Below are 17,954 nucleotides of genomic sequence, written 5' to 3' on the forward strand. Positions count from 1 at the left end.
GCCTTCAAGTGTAACGATAGTTTTTCCAAATAAAAATTTTACATAAAAATTTGTAAATCAATATTTTGAATAAAAATTCAATTAAAAATACGGCACTACAAAATATGATAATCAGAAATCAACAATAACCAATTTCCCCCTTCACCCCCTCTCCCCGGTCTGCACCCAGGAAAATATGTTTACTGATTCGAGCCTCAGAATCTGTAAGATTCAGCTTGATCAGAAAACATATTTTCAATCTAAATCGCACCAATGTAGATACAATATTTTACCGCCATTTTTTTTCCAGCAACTTTCACCGTAAATTATTTTTTTACAGGTTGCTGAACGATGTAATTGGCCAGGTCCAGATGTAAAGCTTTGATCTCTGCCAGTATAATCTGGGCAATTTCCCTTGCGCCAAGTTCATTGAAATGGGTATTGTCCTGCTGACCGTTCGGATAATTCGGATGTACGCCCGGAGCCAGTTGATTGAATAGTAATTTTGAGTTTTCCGGACCGAGCTTCTGATACAGTTTCCGGCTTTTTTCATCGAGATCTATAACAGGAACGTTTTCTTCCTTTGCAACTTCCTTTACCATTTCTGAATAGCCTTTATGCGTTTCCGTCACTTGTCCCTGAGCGTCAAATTTCCTCCTGGACACTGGGGTGATCAACACTGGAGTTGCTTTTTTTAAACGGGTTTCCCTAATGAATTTTAACAGGTTGGTTTTATAGTCTGCAATTGGGGTATACCTTTCCAACTTCTCTTTGGCTTCGTCATTGTGCCCGAATTGTATAAAAACATAATCTCCTTGCTGCAGGCTATCGGCTACAGGTGTCCAGCGTCCTTCTGCAAGAAAGGATTTAGTACTTCTGCCATTTTTCGCCCGGTTGTCTACCTCTACTTCCTGGTTAAAGAAGATGGAAAAGGGCATTCCCCAACCAGTCTCCGGGTAAGCCTTAACCTCTTTTTTGGATAAGGTGGAATCGCCAATCAGATAAATCTTGATTTTATGTGCAGGAAAGGTAAAAGACAAGAGGAATAAAGCTGCAGTTAAAGCACCCAGGCGATAGATATTTCTTTTCATGATATTTAAGATTTATAAAAAGGTCAGCAAGAAGAATTTGCTGACCTGAATAAAGGTTTAATTTAGTACGTCCATCTTGGATCTCCTATTGCTCCGCCAGTCGAACTGGCTGTTCTTAGCGCCGAACCTACAGGCAATTCAAAAGTAGTCCTATCTATAGTCCAGCCAAGGTTGATGGTCTGGTTGGCTGTTTGATTAATAGTTGACGGAATGGTCAGATCTGTACCGCCGACAGTAGCCTTCAGATTAAAATAATTGTTAAACGTAAATGATCCCGAAGAACCTGTACCAGTAGATAAGATTACCCCTAAAACCGTACCCGAACGAGGCGTATTGGCAAGGATACAGTCTTTCATAGTAAAATTAACCGGATTCGCACTAGCGTTCATAACAACGTACAGACTGTTGAAACCGAAGTTATTAAACGTACTTGAAGTAAATGAAATGTTCGGTATGGCTGCACTTAAGGTCGTTTTGCAATTCAATAAACCTGGTGTAATGTTATAAAATGTACACTGGTTAACTGTAAGAGAAGCAAAAACCAACTTATCCAGATGGAAAGCATAATAACTACTACTGCCGGTGATGTCATAAACCAATGAGTTTCTAAACGAAATGGCGCCAATGGTATAGCTTGAAGAACGGTCTCCTCTTATCAATCCTGTGCCAATGCCATGAATATAGCAGTTATCGACAGTGATGGTGGTAAAATTAGCTGCCGCAGCGTTGCTGGAGGCACTGGTCAGATCAGCAAAATAGGTAGCCGAATTGGCCGTGCCATTCAGGTTTATTCCTGCTACTTTTATACCGGCACCTGTTCCTAATAGAGTAAATCCTTTGAAATTTACAATAGTTGCATCAGGATTATCACTTAACGATTTCAAGGTAATGGTTTTTCCTGAAAGCGTAATACCGAGTGGCACATTATAGGTACCGTCATTCAATCCAATCACTGCATTATCAGCTGCTGTTGCAACAGCAGCTGAAATGTCATCTCCGGGCGATAAAACTACAGCATAGGTCGTTGCTGCTGGTGTAGTAAAACTCAGAAAGCCCACGCTTTTACTACCCAGAAAGAGTTCTGCACTATACTTCGTACCAGCGTGCAGGCCAGAAATCACTTTAAAACCTGCATCAGCTGCGGTTAGGGTTGTGGTGATTGGGTTCCCTGTAGAAGGGGTAAGTACAATGGAACTCAAACCTGATGTTTGGGTATACCGCAAGGTTACACTGGTTTCCTTGATCTCTGTTTCTATGACTGGCCTGAACAATTGGGTTCCGCTAATTTGGAAGGAGGAACTCACTATATATTTGGACTCTGGTTGGGTACTCGTCGCATTGGCTTTGATCCTGGCAAAATATTTGGTTCTCACCCGTATATTTTCATCCGTTACTTTAACCCCCGCGGTATCAGAAGTAGTGCTGTATTTTATACTGGAGAACAGGGAGTCTGTAGAGAAATCAATGGTATAGGCGAGTTTTGCGCCAGCACTCAAAATAGGTGCTGTCCAGGTCAGTTTAGCAGAAGTTTCTCCACTAACAATCTTTACCGCACTGGGTTTAAAAATCCTTGCAGGTTCTGATGGGCCTTCTGTTTTTTTGCAGGATACCAGGCCAACAAGCAGTCCTGCGAGCATCATGATGCTGTACACCACAGATGGATATCTATTTTTTTTCATCTTGATCGGATTAATAGCCATAATTCTGTTTAAGGTTGATGTTCTGAACCAATGCCGTTGTTGGGTATGGAAACAGTTCTTTTTTATTGGCTTCGAAATAGGTAGCAAAACCTTTCGCATTTCCTGTAATATTGTCTACTGAAACCGCAGAACGCCAGTTTACTGAAGTACTGTAAGCGGATGGTCTGGTGGTGGTGATGTTTGGCTGGAAGAGAACTGTATTCGGTGCGCCTCCATATAAGTCCATACCCGCTACTTCTGCCGTACTGGTGCCATTTTTAAACGCTACACCATTTACAAAGACCACTGCAGGTAGATTCTGATAAGGTCCTTCTCCATTCATAAACTGCGTTAATTTGGTTCGTGTCTCTGTGAATTTGCTGTTGATCAGGTTCCAGCGGATTAAATCGAATTTCCGAACGCCTTCACCACCAAACTCCAGCAAACGTTCTTTCACAATCGCATTAAAGAAACCATCGTGGTCGGTTGGGGTATTGGGTATGCGACTGGTGAAACCAACGTAAGCCCTCGCCTTGATCTCATTCAATGCATCAATTGCTTTTGCTGAAGGCGAACCGTTAATTTCATTGTCCGCCTCTGCATACATCAGCAATACATCTGCAAAACGTAAAATAGGCCAGTTGATTGAAAAATTCTGCGCTGTAGTGGTACCAGAAATGCCTGTCCAGGATTTTCTGAATTTTGCATCGGTTTGAGAAGTAGGAATCACCAGGATCTTCTGATCAAGATTGTTGACCATGTAAGAACCAATGGTCACATCCCGGCGGCAATCTCCAATCTGATCAAATTCGTAAAAATAAGTTGGAATTGCATTGACCCCACCGCCAGCAGTTCCGTAGCTTGGGGAATTGGAATAGTTCAATCCATCATAATACCCCAGTTTACTGTCTGTAGAAGCATTTGCACCATAAGATGCAACTTCAAACATGAGTTCATGTGCATCGTCGTAACGGGTGGTGGTGTGCAGAGATTTAAAAATGTTTTCGTAAACGGGATTCAGGGAGTGCTCACCTCTTCTTCCGATCAGATCCAGACATTCATCATAAGCAATCTTATAATAGGTCATATAGTCTGCCCGCCTTTCCATTTTGTGGGTTTCTGTTCTCAGGGAATACCCGCCTCTGGCCAGGGCAACTCTAGCTCTAAGACCTTTAATAGCTCCTTTAGTAAAGCGAAAATCCCCGTAGGAAGGATTCTCACTTCTCCAGGGTACCAAACCTTCAGCTGTTTTCAGGTCAGCAAGAATTTGATCATATGTGGCATCCCGGTTCGCATTAGGCTGGGCCAATTCGGTTTGATCTGCTGCAGGAATAAAAGGCGCAGGAACGTCTCCCCAATTACGGATCAGTTCGTAGTAAAATTGTGCCCTTAAGGCCAGAGCTTCGCCATAATAAGTCTGAAGCAATGTTTTTTCTGAAGCTGTACCATTGCTGTACAGCTTAGATGCCGGGATGTATTTAATGGCAATATTTGCACGTTCTATACCGGTATAGAAATTTAAAAAAGTATTGGACAGGTCTGCATTATCCGGACTGGCCCCATACATGCTGATTCCCCTGCGATCGGTTGAACTGTAGTCTCCGGAAGTGCGAAAGTCATCTGCTGTTTGCGGAAAATAAAGAGAGACCCGGATTCCATAGCCATAATCACCGCAGAGCCGGCTGTAAATCCCAATCAAGACTGAATTGGTATAAGTTGTACTTTCAAAAGCCACTTCCGGTGCCGTGGTAGATGGCGAAGTGACATCTAAATATTTTTTACAGGAGCTGAATAAGGTCAGAACTCCAGCAAATAACATTGTATATTTTAAGAATTTCGTTTTCATATTTTTACAGCTTGTCGTTAAAAAGTGAGGTTCAATCCGGCCAGAATATAACGGCTTCTTGGATAGGCCGCATAATCTACCCCTGGTGTTAACGGGTTGGAGCTTCGGGTATTGGCTTCAGGATCATAACCCGAATAGCCTGTAATGGTATACAGATTATTTACCGTGGCATATACCCTAAGTTTAGAAATCACCTTTGTTTTTTGCAGCATTTTACGTGGAAGGGTATAACCCAGGGTTACGTTGCTGATCCGGAGAAAGGAGGCACTTTCCAGATTGTAAGAAGTTAAGATGTAGTTACCCTGATTTGGGGTCCACATAGTGGTATTTTGATTGGCGGCAGCCAGTTGATCCCAATTCGTAATCAAGGCACCGCTGCTGTTGTACCATTTCCAGCGATTGTTCATAACCGACAGCAGGTTGTTGTCTTTTACATTATACTGGCCGGTAAATTCAACACTGTTGGCATTGTACACTTTACCTCCATAAGAGAAGTTCATAAAAATGCTCATGTCAAAATTTCTCCAGGCAAACTGCTGGCTCAAACCACCGGTAAATTTAGGTTGTGCATTCCCCAGTACTACACGGTCTGCAGTAGAGACCACTGTGGTGCCATTATCTGCATTTTTTTGCAATTTCAAATCACCCGGGGCAACAGTTGCCTTTCCAAGGATGGAGGCATCATTGGCCACACCTGCATTGAGCACCCATTTTCCCGTAGATTCATAAGTAGTACGGTCAAAATCTTCAAGCTTATAAAACCCGTCGGCAACATAACCGTAAAACTGGCCAACTGGTTTTCCAATCTGCACCAGGTAGTCATCCGTTCCTCCGGTCCCTGCCCATCCGGAACTTTGTGTATAAGAGTTCACCCCACTTTGCAGGCCAGTGATTTTATTCCGGTTAAGGGAGATATTGAAATTGGCTGTGTAATTAAAGTCCTTTTTTTTGACAATAGCGCCCATTAGTTGAAATTCTATTCCTCTGTTTTGTGTAGAGCCTACATTTTGGTATTGGTAACCGTAACCTGCAGTCGGAGGAATGGCTGCAAGCAGGATCAGATTTTTAGTGTGGTTACTATAAAGATCTATGGAAGCATTTAAACGGTTATTGAATAAAGCCAGATCCAGTCCAAGGTTTTTAGAAATGGTCGTTTCCCAGGTGATATTTGGATTCGCCAGGATATTTCCTGTAATCAGTCCGGTTACAACTGAAGCATCGTTTGCTGCATAGCCACCATCTGTAGAACTGGCTGAGAACAAGGTTTTATACAGATCAGATTGAATACGGTTATTCCCTGCCGATCCATAACTGAACCGCAGCTTCAGGTTATTGAGCCAGTCCCAGTTCTTATTTTTAAGAAATTCTTCTTCAGAAATCCTCCAGGCAACTTGTGCAGAAGGGAAATTGCCCCAGCGCTTTCCATCAGCAAATAAAGATGAACCGTCCCGGCGTATGGAAAGGGTGGCAATATAACGGTCATCATAGGAATACAGTGCGCGCCCAAAAAAGGACAGCATATGGTTTCCGGATTCAGCAGAAGTGGGCTTATCCTGTACAGCAGAGGAGCTGTACAGACTTGGCTCTGCTTTCTGAATACTCGCAAAGGCTTCAGAAGCCGTGATGTTGGATGGAAAATATTTAATAGTTGCACTGTTGGATTTCAGGTTTGTCTGATTGATCTCTTCTCCAACAAGGATATCAAGGCTGTGTTTTTTACCGATATTGGGCTTATAATTCAACACATTCGAATTGGTGACCTGGATGGTATTGGCATTCGCCAGTACAATGGCTGGTAGATTTCCGTTGGCACGGCCTACATAACTCACGACACCGTTGAAGGAATTAGTTTTCCTATCATAATTGGTAAAGCCAACTGTACTTTTAAAAGTCAGGTTATTGAGGATATTATAGCTTACATAACCACTGGAAATTAAATCATTCCGGTAGTCATATTTCAATTCATTTGCGGCAAGCGTAAGTGGATTGGTTAGTTGCGTTAATTGGTAATCAACGTCAAATTCATCTCCAGAATCTGGTCCGTTAGCATAGGGTTGATAACGTACTGCATTTCTTAAACGGTTTAAGGCCGCACTTCCCGTATTAGAGGTTCCCGCACCATCTACTCGCTGACGGCTGTAACGCACATTGATCCCGGTACGGAATTTATCAGAGATTTTATGGTCAAAACGGAAAGAAGCAAAAGTACGACGATAGCCTGAACCGATCATAATACCATCTTCCTTGGTATTGTTTAAACTAAAATTAAATGTAGTGGTTTTGGTTCCGCCGGTCATATTCAGGATTTCTGTATTGGAGAAAGCATTACCGCCAAATACTTTGTCCTGCCAGTTGATGGCCGGTATATTCTTATAAATATCAAGGTCTTCCCAGGTACCGTACCTTTTGGTAAAACTATCTTTGACTTCCTGTGAGGTATTCAGATTATAGAGCTGGTATTGGTACTGTACAAAATCATAAGGCTGCATCACATCGAGCTTATTGACAATCTTTCTTACACCTGCATAAGCATCAAAAGAAACGGCAGTTTTCATTTCTTTCCCGCCCTTGGTGGTGATGATCACGACACCATTGGCTGCCCTGGCTCCGTAGATTGAAGTAGAGGCGACGTCTTTTAATACATCTATCGACTGGATTTCTGCTGGAGAAAGTATAGACAAAGCATTATCTAGTTGTACTCCATCTACAATATACAAAGGAGAATTGTCTTGCGTGAGGGATCCTCCTCCCCTTACCCTGATCTGAATGGTAGCCCCTGGCGCACCTTCTGTAGTGGTAACTGATACCCCAGCCAGTTTACCGGCCAGTGCTTCCGCTGCTGTACTCACCGGAAAATCTGCCAGATCTTTTGCACTTACTGAAGAAACAGATCCTGTCAGGGCCTCTTTACGTACAGTACCATAACCGATATTCACTACAACTTCATTCAATGAGGAGACATCTTCCTGCAGATCGAAATTAATTTTATCCTGGTTGCCTACTGTGGTTTCATGGGTTTTATAACCAATATAACGGGCAACGAGTACAACGGTTCCTGCAACAGGTACATTAATCTTATAATGCCCTTTACCGTCTGAACTGACCACCGTAGTGGTGCCTTTGACAGTTATGCTCACACCTGGAATGGGATCATTTGTGGTTTTGTCTGTAACCACCCCGGTGATCTGCCTGGTTTGGGCCCTCAGCACTCCAAACAAGGAGGTCATCAGGACCAGCAGAAGTAAAGTTTTTTTCATACAGTTCATTTTAAAACCTGGCGCTGATCCAGTATTTCAGGACACGATCCTATCCGGGAAGGAGAGAATGGCAGTTCATGTGAGAAGATATCCTGGTACAGTGTTTGGTTTGGTTAAATAGATACTTGGTTAGTTCTTAAACAAGTCTACATTGTTTTTTCCAGAAAATTAATTGGCACAGGGACATAAATCTGTGCAATCGTTCCCGACAACGTTATCGGGGCCGCTTACCTGAAAGTATACCAGCTGCCTTCGGCAGCACTGCTGTTGATGCTTTTGGTAAATACCTTTTCTAAAGTATAGGCTGCAGCTTGTTTTGCACTAAGCTGTTTAGACCAGGCAACCCTTTCTGTTGTGGAACTTCCTGCTCCTGTGTTTTTGTATTCTGCATAAAAACTGTTCTTTTCTGCTTCAGGGTTTGACCAGTTGTGCCAGCCCTGCGGCCGGATATGCGCCCCAAGTTCACATTGCCTGAATACCGTTTTGGCATAGGCCCTCCAGGGCCGGCCCAAATAGACCTGATGGACGCTGCTATCTGCGGTGAGCTTACAGTGATAAAAAACAAAACCATAGGCAATACCTTCCGGGGTATTTGCGGCAGTGATATAAGAATTGGCCTTGCTGTGGATGGTACAATCTTCGAAAAATGCAGTGGCCGGTCCAAATATGAAATCTGTTGTACCTTCTATATAGCAGTCTTTAAAATATTGCCGGCTGTTTTCTCCTGCCAGATAAAGTGTGTCCTGACAGCCCAGAAAACGACAATTCTTAAATACGGCCCGGTCAGACTCCAAATGAAGGGCCACGGCCTGCCCAACGGGTCCGGCGGAGTTGATAAAGGTGATGTTCTCTGCCTGGAAATCATTCCCGGAAATCCTTGCGGTATAAGAGTTGAAGGTATGGGTCTTACCTCGTCCTGAATAGTCGTTAAAGGTAATAATGGTCTTGTCTACAGATTCACCAATAAACCTTACGGTGGTATTGAAGGCTGGCAGGTCTATTTTCTCGTTGTACACGCCATTTTTGATATACAAGGTGATGGGCTTGAGCGGAAATGCCCGCATGGCATTAATGGCTTCTTGTATGGTGGTGTAATCGCCTGTACCATCTTTAGCCACAGTAAAACTATATTTGTAGGTCTGTGCAGAAAGTTGTACTGCGCAAAGCAGCATCAGGATCGCGTATGATATGCTTTTTTTCACGGCTTGAATACTTGATGTAGAAAGGTGGTAATATAATGAACAGTAGGTTGAAACCAGGGATCAAAGAGACAAAAAGAATGCGGCGCACCTTCGAAAGTATGGGCTTCAGTATAGATCCCGTTCTCTTTCAGGATTTCCCTGAAATCATCCCGGCCGGCATGCATTCTTTCTACGGCACTGTTCAGGAACAAGAACGGGGCTTTATTCTGCCTGGCATATGTTAAGGGGGAGGCGGCTGTCCAAAGTACCGGATTGTCTTTTTTTGCATAGCCAAGCCAGTAAGTAGCAGCCGAAGTAGACCGGCTGTCATCCCCTTCACCAGAGTCCGGATGCACAAAAGACAGCGTTCCATCCATATCTATAATAGCCTGCACGTCATTTCCAGAGGTTGCCCCGATAAAAGCGGCAAGTTCTCCTCCGGCAGAGAAACCCAAAACGGCCAGTTTCTTTTGATCGACATCAAATCTCTTGGCATTGGCTTTTATCCAGGCCAGCGCCTTCCGCAGATCGTCAACAGCGGCCGGGTAAAGTGCTTCGGTAGAGAGACGATATTCTGTTGTAAAACAAGCATAGCCCGCAGCGGCCAGATGCTGGGCTAGAGGGATATGCTGACTGCGGTTACCGCTTCTCCATCCCCCACCATGTATAATCAGTATAGCTGGTGCTGGTTTGGTGCTGGTTTTAGGCAGAAAAGCGTCTATCTGCAGGGGTCGTTCTCCAATTCTGGCATAGACCAGGTTCCTGTGTTCTGTTACCTGATCAAAGATTTGCTCTTTCACGATGCGGATATCCGGATGGGTTTTACGGGTGCTGTTATAGGCAGACCAGGTAGAATACGAAGTATCCCTTTTTCCCGTAATACCGGAAGTAAGTTGCGCATGGACAGGCCCCAAATAAAAGACAAAAGCCAGGAGATAAAAATACCTTTTCATATGTTTAGTGAACAAGGTACCGAGTTGAAATAAAATTAACAATTGGCGCCCTGCTAAATCTATGCAATCGTTCCCGGCTAGCTTTGCGTGCAATAATCAGAAATTATATGTAAACTTGTATACCATGTTTGAGCCTTCCACTTTAAAAGATATCGCCAAGGCTTTAGGCCTTTCTACTTCTACGGTTTCCAGAGCTTTAAGGGATACCCATGAGATCAGTCCGGAGACAAAAAAGATCGTTTTGGAATATGCAGAAAAGATCAATTACCGCCCAAATCCTATTGCACTGAGCTTAAAAGAACGCAGAAGTAAATCCATCGGTGTGATTGTTAGTGAAGTGGCCAATCATTATTTTTCACAGGCCATTAATGGCATAGAATCTATTGCCTATAGCCGGGGTTATCATGTTATCATTACACAAACTCATGAATCTTATGAACGGGAGAAGGCCAATATCCAGCATCTTGCATCCAGGTCTGTAGATGGCCTGCTGGTTTCTTTATCTGCCGAAACCAGTGACACCTCCTATCTGCAAAGCCTGCACAAGAGGGGTTTACCGATGGTTTTCTTTGACCGGGTGGCTGATGACATTGAAACGCATAAAATTATTGCAAATAATGAAAAAGGAGCTTTTGAAGCTACAGAATATCTGATCAAAAAAGGCTGCAAGCGTATTGCCCACCTCACCAGTTCGGCCCATTTGTCCATCAGCATTGAAAGATTAGAAGGATACAAACAGGCCCTTGAAAAATACGGTCTTCCGTTTAATCAGGATTATGTTAAATATTGCCCTCATGGAGGCATGTTTTATGAAGAAACGGAAACTGCAGTGAAGGAACTGATGGCCCTGGAGGAAAAACCAGATGCCATCTTTATAGCTGGTGACAGGTTGAGTATTGGATGTCTGGTGGTCCTTAAAAATTTAAAGATCAATATACCTGAAGACATCAATGTAACCGGATTTAGCAATTCAGATGTTCTGGATCTTTTTAACCCACCTTTAACTTCTGTTCGCCAACCAGCCTTTGAAATGGGACAGATTGCTACAGAGAAGCTGATCAAACTTATCGAAAGCAAATATCCCGTCTATGAATTTGAAAAGGAAGTTCTGGAAACCAGCTTACAGGTCAGGGATGATCTTTAAACCTTTATTCTGCTACTTTGAATGACCTCCTGGCAATAAGCTTCCAGTCATTTTTCTCCTTCTTAAAAACCAATACCACGCCCAGTCGAACATGTCCCGGTACATTTCCATCGTTGGTATCCGCATTTAAGACATGACGCACAATGGCAACCTGGCCTTGCACAGTAATGGACTGCTTACTGAGTTCTATGGTTTTAAAATCTGATTTTTTAGTGGTAATCGCATCTACAAACTCCGCCCGGGTCTGCATATTACCTCCAGAGTGTCCGTAGGTCACTTCTTTAGCAAGCGTGCTTTCCAGATCAGCCTTGTTTCCACTGATCATGGCCAATCTGAGTTTTTCTACTACCGCAGCAACCGCTGTTTCTTCTTTAGAAGCCATATCCTGAGCTTTAACCGTCATCAATCCTGCAGTTACAAACAACAGGCATAAAAACATTTTCTTCATACAATATCTATTTGGATCCTTCAAATGTATATTTATTTGTTAAAAGCACAAATATATATTTGTCAGGTAATGTTCTCCTCTTCTGCCGGGCGGATGATCATACGAAGGGACTGGTCTTTAGAAAAATAAGCAATCATCCAGTTCCAGAAGGTCCTGGCGCGGTTCCTATAAGTGATCAGCGACATCAGGTGGATAAACAGCCAGGCCAGCCAGGCCAAAAATCCTTTTAAATGCATTTTCGGAAAGGTCAGGTCTACCACAGCTTTGTTACTTCCTATAATAGCCATACTTCCCTTATCGACATAGGCAAATGCATTACCTGGTTTGCCTTCCGCCCATAATTTGAAATTAGCAGCCAGGCGCTTACCTTGTTGTATAGCAACCTGAGCAACCTGTGGGTGCCCTTCGGGGAAACCTGCATCTCCAGACTGCAGACAGGCGTCTCCAATAGCATAGATATTTGCTGTATCTTTTACTTTACTGAACTCATCCACCAACAGTCTTTTCCCCCGCCCATAGCATGCTGCAGGAATACCTTCAAAAACCCTTGCAGTAACTCCTGCTGCCCAGATCAGATTTTTAGAACTGATGGAATTTCCGTCCGAAAGCACTACTGTATCGTTGACAAAATCGTCTACATGCATGTTCATGATCAATTCCACCCCCATCTTTTTAAGGGCAACGGCCGTATCTTTCTGCGAACTTTCGCTCATGGGAGAAAGCACACATTTGCCCCCGTCCACCAGGTAAATTCCTCCGGCCTTACCATGCAGTTCCGGATAATCTTTGCGCAGTATGCCTTGTTTCATTTCGGCAAACATTCCGGAGATTTCTACTCCTGTTGGCCCTCCTCCAGCAATAACCAGGGTAAGCAATTTGCGGATTTCTACCGGATCGCTGCATATAGAGGCCTGCTCCATTCGCATCAGCAAAGTATTGCGCATGTTAATGGCATCAGACAGGGTCTTCATCGGGATGGCATTCTGTTTTATATTTTCGTTGCCAAAGTAATTTGTTTCAGCACCTGTTGCAAATACCAGTTCATCATAAATTAATTCCCCATTGTGCAGAATGATCTTGTTCTCTTCTGGTACTACTCTTTCCAATCTTCCCATTCTAAAATGCAGGTTCTCTTTTCCAGCAAAAAGTTTTCGGAAAGGATAACTGATACTTGAGGGCTCCAGGAAACCTGTAGCCACCTGGTAGATTAGCGGAGGAAAGAAATTGTAGTTGTTTTTATCAACAAGCGTTACTTTATAGCTTCTATATTTACCTAATGCTTTCGCGAGGTTGATTCCGGCAAAACCGCCGCCAATGATCACAATGTGTTTCTGCATATGTTTGGGTCAGGATTCTATTAATAGAAACGTAAACAGGATTATTTAGTTTATTTCATTCGTCTTTTATTCGTCATTAAAAGTTAAAGCCAATAGATATATAGGTCAATGCCCCCTCATTAGAGAAGCCAACAGCTGCCTGTACCAGGAACAATTCGGCTGGGACCACATAAAGTCCGCCTCCGTATCCATCATGCCACTTTTTAGAATCTTCACCTGGCGACCATACCCTTCCTACATCATTAAACGCGATCAGCCCTACCGAACCAGGAACAATATAAGAGGTAAAATTAAACAGTTTTACCCGTAAATCCAGGTTATGGTAAGCCATGGTCCTGCCGGTAAACCGGTTGCTGTGAAAGCCCCTCAGACTGCGCATACCACCCAGCTGCATCTGCTGAAAAAAAGCAGGATCGCCAAAGGTAGTACCACCTCCAATACGGTTGGCAATCACCACGCCCGAACGTCCCGGACGGATATAATACCTGAACTCTGTTTGAATTTTGCCATAGCTATCATGTGCTCCATTTACTTCTTTTTTAAAAGAAAGTCCCGTTTTCCAATACATTCCCTTGGTAGGAATGGCTACGTTATCACGGGTATCATAGACTAAATTGCCCATTACCCCGGCATAAAAACGATCAGAGAATACTTGTTCTTCTGGATGCAGGGCATCAAAATCCTGTAAAAAACGGTTATCATTGGAACTTCTGGTGCTGGTATAGTATTCCGTAGACAAGCCTCCTTCTATATTCAGGTTCTTTTGAAGGTTTCTGGCCAGCTTCACATCGGCCGTGAGGTATTCATACCTGTTCCGGTAATAAGGCATTTCTTTATCGCCTTCGTTGATGAATTGGGTTTCATTACCCAGTCCAAAGAAATTGCTCAGGTTGTGCGGGCCAAGCAGGTTGGCATCTATTCTAAGGTCATTTTTACCTACAGTCTCCTTAAAATCTCCTGAATAGTTCAGAATAAAGGAAGACCGTCCGGTGGTATAAGTTGCCCAAAACTCATGTTTAAAGGCATAAGGCGCCTTCCTGAATCCTTGTTTTTCATACACCAGACCTGCTCCGATCTGCAAGCCCTGATCAATGCTATAATTGACCCGGAACAATGGTCCAAAACGATTGAAGACAAAACTGTTTTTATCATATTGGTTTACTGTAGAATCATTGGAAAGCCGGAGCCTGGCCTGTGACGAAGAAGGAAGGGTATTGTCTCCGTCCAAACGGTCATAAATATACAGGTGGCTTCTGTTTTTGACTTCTGGTGAAATTTCAAACTGATCTATACCATCTCCGCCAATCATTCTGACCGTAATATTGGATTTCCGATCTCCCTTTACTGCAAATACATCATTTCCCCCAAAGCCATAAATTCGTATTTCTTTGGTTTGTCCTTTTTTAAAAGTACGTTTATAGAGTTTCCGTCCAATGCTTCCGTCTTTTTTAATATTCCTGACCGTCAGTTCGACCTGACCTTCTTTCTTATTCTCAATCTCGAAACGTTCTCTTTTATCAGAAGCCGGAATCTCTACATACTCCGCTAAAAAATGATAATAATCCAGAGCAATCTTTTCCAGGTTATGTACCCTTCCGTTCAGAGATCTCTTCAGCTCTTCTCCATTTTCGGCAACAATAATTGCGGGCATCAAACGGATTGCACTGTCTACCAATTGCGGGGAAATGGTTTTCTGTACATATTTAACTTCCTCTCTCCAGTCCTTTTCATTCAGTTCATTCAAAAAATAGCGGTCAAAGTACCTGGCATTAAAATTCCAGCCATTGATGTCACGGATGTTCTCGCTGTAGGGCTGTAAATTCGATTTGAGCCACTGGTGGGAAAGTATCCAGGGAAAGACACCCGAAGTGCGGTAAAAGACTTTGTCCCGGTCGCGGGGAATGGGCTCGTACAGCGTTCCATCGTCATTTTTTGTGGGCAGCCAGCGCCAGTTGTCTTCATGCCGGTCCCAGTCGCCAACGATAAAATCAAGCAGTCTGGCCCTTAAGGTGAGCAACTGATCTGTTGTTTTATCATTGTCCTCCTGCAGCTTACGCTGTACCTTTTCTGTCTTATCTGTTTTTTCTGCTTCGGCAGGGTCTCTCTCTTCAAAAAGATAGGCTGCATTTGCAAAATCCTTACGGTATTCCATTAAACCGGGATCATCTCCTACATAGACAATTTCCGGATTGGCATGGGGAATATGCAGTGCCTTTGCCAGTGGGGGTACCACCAGTGCTCCAAAGGGATGTCCGGTAGAGACCTGGTCTTGGACAATATTCTTCGCTATGGTAGGCCGGAGATTTTCAGGTAAGCCCCGCTCCGGATATTTCTGTATGGTTCTCAAAGCCCAAAGCCGGCCAGATGCATCTTTAAATTGCAGGGAACGTGTTTGATTTCCTCCTCCCAGTTTAACGATGGTTAAGCCACCACGTTCCTTTTCCAGGTTTAGCACCCGCATCTTCACCGGGGTAGCCCAAAGCCTGCGGTAGTTTTCACCCAGGAAAAACCTGTGGGTTCCACTCACCTGGTCATATTCTGGCGCAATGGCAACGGTAATGGAGTCTCCAAGGGGCTTTACCTGGGCATAACCCACAGAAGAAAAACCCGCTGCTGAAAGTAATAATCCAAACCATCCTTTATGTAAAAATCTTATTCCCATTCTATCCTTTTTATACGACTACACCAACCCTAAGGGCTTTCAGTCCCTCAACGCCTTGCAATTCTTCTATTTCTATATATTCAATATGCTCTTCGAGCACGTTCTGCTGCTGCAGCTTTTTAATGTATCCCAGGTATTCCTGGGCTTCCCAACTGTTAAAATAAATGATGGCAATCTTACCGGGTTGGGTTACCCTTTCGGTAGAGTGTTTAACATGCGCTTTATCTATTCTCTTTTTAACCATCTGATAACGGATATTATAGCTGCCTTCTACATCAAATCTTTGTTCATCTGTTCTAAAGCTGATGTCGATTAGTTTTTCATAGACAAAGATCAAGTGCGTAGTTTGCATATAAATATCCAGTTTAGGGACCAGCGCATGGGTAGCTTTGGCGATACTGGCCATGTTTTCCAATTGTTTGAACCTAAAGGTAAAAAGCAAATCTTCGGGCATAGGAATAGAGGGTGTTATGGACTGCCCTACATAAATATCGTACTCCACACCATCCGTCCTGAATTTCTCAAAATAGCAGGGATAAATGGCTTGGATTTCGGCATTAAACTCCTCCAGTTTTGTGGTGACCACTCTATTGATCTTTTGCATACTTTTTTCGTAAAGTACACGGTTCTTATACATGCTGTCTTTTTCCCGGGTGGCTTCAAAATAGTCGTTCACAATTCCCGAAAGCTCCGGATGGGTATTTCTGAGTTGTTCCAGATACAGGGGCAACTGCCGCATCAGATAGTCTTCTATTTTAAGCACCTCCCGGTCCGAAAGCTCATCAAATTCACTGTAATTCCAAATGGCCTGCTGATTGGGTATGCCTTCAGTGAGTTCCAGGTGACTTTGTTTTTTTATAGCCAGCAACAGGGTTTCCAGTACTTCGAAGCTGATGTAAAGATCTTCCCGGATCGCCTTGTTCCTCTTAATACTGGAATCTTTAATGTCAACTGCAGCATACAGAGGCTGCACCTTTTCAAAGTAGATTGGCTCAATAGGCAGGCTTTTTTCGCAACCTCCCGACAGGAGATAATTGAAAGCAGCTTCCTGAAACCGCCATTGTACAGAAGGCTGCAAAGAGGTAAATTTATCGGTAATGATGCTCGATACCTCATGGTTAAAATCAACAATCAGATTTTGCAATAATTGCGAGAGTAACGGCAAGGCTCCTTCCAGTTGTGACAAGGTACGGCTCTTGAAAATTTCAGCATCATTGGCATATACTTCCAGGCAGCCTACAATTCTGCCGTTATAATTCAATGGAAAAAGTGCATAAGAATTGATCCCATGATCATGCAGCAGTTTCAGGATTGGATAACTCATCAGTTCACCTTCGGTAATTTCGGGAAAGATGAGCATCCTTGGATTTTTAAGGTACTCATCTACCAGATTTTGATAAATGATCCTGTTGTCTTCATCTTCATTGGAAAGTTTTGCAATGATGCTATCAAAGCCAGACTCCCTGTTCATCACCACCTTTCCATTGAGTTGCACGTACGGCAATAAGCCGAATTGAATCTGATCACAGCCCACCAGTGTTTTTAACGCAATAGAAATACCGTCTCCATGAGCCCCAACCTGGCATTCATTGTGTTCAATGATGATGTTTTTGATAGATTCGAGTGCATATTCTCCTGTAACATCTGTCAGGTGTACAATGGACATACCTTCTATACTAAATTTATTTGGGGGAAGCAACTCCTGAAGAATATTCAGACTGGTACTGTCTTCCAATATCCGGTCTTTCAGACTCTCTAGTTTCAGATCAGGAAGTTCGCCGTCAAATTGTATATCCAGGAATCGGGTATCCACATCCAGCCGGTAATATTTCAGCAGTTTGGTTTCCGGATCCTGAATGGATTTTATAGTAAATTGCCCAGAAGTTAAAGTCAAATCATAGAACTTTGCCAGTACCAGGTTATAAAATGTGGTCAGGATGCTAACTTTCATATCTTCAGCATCCGGTAATTTCATGCCTTCTTTTATCTTGCCGGTATGCTGGTCCAGAAGTACATTATAAAAAGTATCCGTACCAAAATAAAAGCATGGCGAAACTGGCCTGCTTAATGCCCAGAGTTGTCCTTTTTCGTCGGAAAGCAATGGAGAAGAAGCTGTATAGATGAGTTCAAACAAATCTGTATATTTCGCTGCATCTTCTGCCTCAATAGGCTGTCTCAACTCCGGCCGCTCTTTAAATTTATCCAGCATATAACGATAGAATGCCACCTTAGCGGTTCCTTCCGTTTGTGTTTTTTTGATCACATAATCAATAAAGGGTCCCAGTGAAAATGCTATACGGGCACCTGTTTCATAGGAGATTCCGTATCTGGATTGATTAAGATCTAGCGTAATTGCCTGCATTGTCTTTATATTTAA

General features: G+C 43.2%; 11 protein-coding genes. 1 reads left to right on the forward strand and 10 read right to left on the reverse strand.

All coding sequences use genetic code 11. From position 1 onward, the window contains the following. Positions 1 to 305: 305 nt before the first annotated feature. From DBR11_RS06615 to DBR11_RS06640, 6 genes are all read right to left on the reverse strand, one after another. On the reverse strand, positions 306 to 1,070 hold the full coding sequence (locus DBR11_RS06615; protein WP_108550820.1) for a rhamnogalacturonan acetylesterase: 765 nt from the start codon (positions 1,068 to 1,070) through the stop codon (positions 306 to 308). Positions 1,071 to 1,132: 62 nt separating this feature from the next. Further along, a complete protein-coding gene (locus DBR11_RS06620; RefSeq protein ID WP_158275226.1) occupies positions 1,133 to 2,749 on the reverse strand; it encodes a DUF4957 domain-containing protein in 1,617 nt (538 codons plus the stop codon). Between the two features lie 10 nt (positions 2,750 to 2,759). Then, on the reverse strand, positions 2,760 to 4,595 hold the full coding sequence (locus DBR11_RS06625; RefSeq protein WP_108550825.1) for a RagB/SusD family nutrient uptake outer membrane protein: 1,836 nt from the start codon (positions 4,593 to 4,595) through the stop codon (positions 2,760 to 2,762). A gap of 17 nt (positions 4,596 to 4,612) precedes the next feature. Continuing rightward, positions 4,613 to 7,852, reverse strand: coding sequence for a TonB-dependent receptor (locus DBR11_RS06630; protein WP_108550827.1), 3,240 nt, complete (start codon positions 7,850 to 7,852; stop codon positions 4,613 to 4,615). Positions 7,853 to 8,079: 227 nt separating this feature from the next. Then, complete coding sequence (locus DBR11_RS06635) at positions 8,080 to 9,054, reverse strand: pectinesterase family protein (RefSeq protein WP_108550829.1); 975 nt, start codon at positions 9,052 to 9,054, stop codon at positions 8,080 to 8,082. Next, entirely contained in the window at positions 9,051 to 9,986 is a 936-nt protein-coding gene (locus DBR11_RS06640; protein WP_108550832.1) for an alpha/beta hydrolase, read from the reverse strand. The genes DBR11_RS06635 and DBR11_RS06640 overlap by 4 nt, the downstream gene beginning before the upstream one ends. Before the next feature lie 124 nt (positions 9,987 to 10,110). On the opposite strand from DBR11_RS06640, the gene DBR11_RS06645 reads away from it, so the two are divergent. Beyond that, positions 10,111 to 11,130 carry a LacI family DNA-binding transcriptional regulator gene (locus DBR11_RS06645; protein WP_108550834.1) on the forward strand — a complete coding sequence of 340 codons (1,020 nt, stop codon included), beginning with the start codon at positions 10,111 to 10,113 and terminating at the stop codon, positions 11,128 to 11,130. Between the two features lie 4 nt (positions 11,131 to 11,134). On the opposite strand, the gene DBR11_RS06650 is transcribed toward DBR11_RS06645, so the two are convergent. The 4 genes from DBR11_RS06650 to DBR11_RS06665 form a co-directional block, all read right to left on the reverse strand. Next, on the reverse strand, positions 11,135 to 11,578 hold the full coding sequence (locus DBR11_RS06650; RefSeq protein ID WP_108550836.1) for a nuclear transport factor 2 family protein: 444 nt from the start codon (positions 11,576 to 11,578) through the stop codon (positions 11,135 to 11,137). Positions 11,579 to 11,640: 62 nt separating this feature from the next. Beyond that, positions 11,641 to 12,915 (reverse strand): NAD(P)/FAD-dependent oxidoreductase, encoded by a 1,275-nt coding sequence (locus tag DBR11_RS06655; protein WP_108550838.1) that lies wholly within the window; start codon positions 12,913 to 12,915, stop codon positions 11,641 to 11,643. 76 nt (positions 12,916 to 12,991) lie between these two features. Continuing rightward, positions 12,992 to 15,577, reverse strand: coding sequence for a BamA/TamA family outer membrane protein (locus DBR11_RS06660; protein WP_108550840.1), 2,586 nt, complete (start codon positions 15,575 to 15,577; stop codon positions 12,992 to 12,994). A gap of 10 nt (positions 15,578 to 15,587) precedes the next feature. Next, the gene (locus DBR11_RS06665) at positions 15,588 to 17,939 is read right to left on the reverse strand and encodes a GAF domain-containing protein (protein ID WP_108550842.1); all 2,352 of its coding nucleotides are present in this window, start codon (positions 17,937 to 17,939) and stop codon (positions 15,588 to 15,590) included. Between the last annotated feature and the right edge of the window lie 15 nt (positions 17,940 to 17,954).

Origin of the sequence: Pedobacter sp. HMWF019, assembly GCF_003061025.1 — a bacterium.
Classification (GTDB): domain Bacteria; phylum Bacteroidota; class Bacteroidia; order Sphingobacteriales; family Sphingobacteriaceae; genus Pedobacter.

Coding starts and splice junctions, on each gene's coding strand:
- DBR11_RS06645 (WP_108550834.1), top strand. CDS start 10,111: ATGTTTGAGCCTTCCACTTTAAAAGATATCGCCAAGGCTTTAGGCCTT.
- DBR11_RS06630 (WP_108550827.1), bottom strand. CDS start 7,852: ATGAAAAAAACTTTACTTCTGCTGGTCCTGATGACCTCCTTGTTTGGA.
- DBR11_RS06625 (WP_108550825.1), bottom strand. CDS start 4,595: ATGAAAACGAAATTCTTAAAATATACAATGTTATTTGCTGGAGTTCTG.
- DBR11_RS06665 (WP_108550842.1), bottom strand. CDS start 17,939: ATGCAGGCAATTACGCTAGATCTTAATCAATCCAGATACGGAATCTCC.
- DBR11_RS06655 (WP_108550838.1), bottom strand. CDS start 12,915: ATGCAGAAACACATTGTGATCATTGGCGGCGGTTTTGCCGGAATCAAC.
- DBR11_RS06620 (WP_158275226.1), bottom strand. CDS start 2,749: ATGAAAAAAAATAGATATCCATCTGTGGTGTACAGCATCATGATGCTC.
- DBR11_RS06640 (WP_108550832.1), bottom strand. CDS start 9,986: ATGAAAAGGTATTTTTATCTCCTGGCTTTTGTCTTTTATTTGGGGCCT.
- DBR11_RS06660 (WP_108550840.1), bottom strand. CDS start 15,577: ATGGGAATAAGATTTTTACATAAAGGATGGTTTGGATTATTACTTTCA.
- DBR11_RS06615 (WP_108550820.1), bottom strand. CDS start 1,070: ATGAAAAGAAATATCTATCGCCTGGGTGCTTTAACTGCAGCTTTATTC.
- DBR11_RS06650 (WP_108550836.1), bottom strand. CDS start 11,578: ATGAAGAAAATGTTTTTATGCCTGTTGTTTGTAACTGCAGGATTGATG.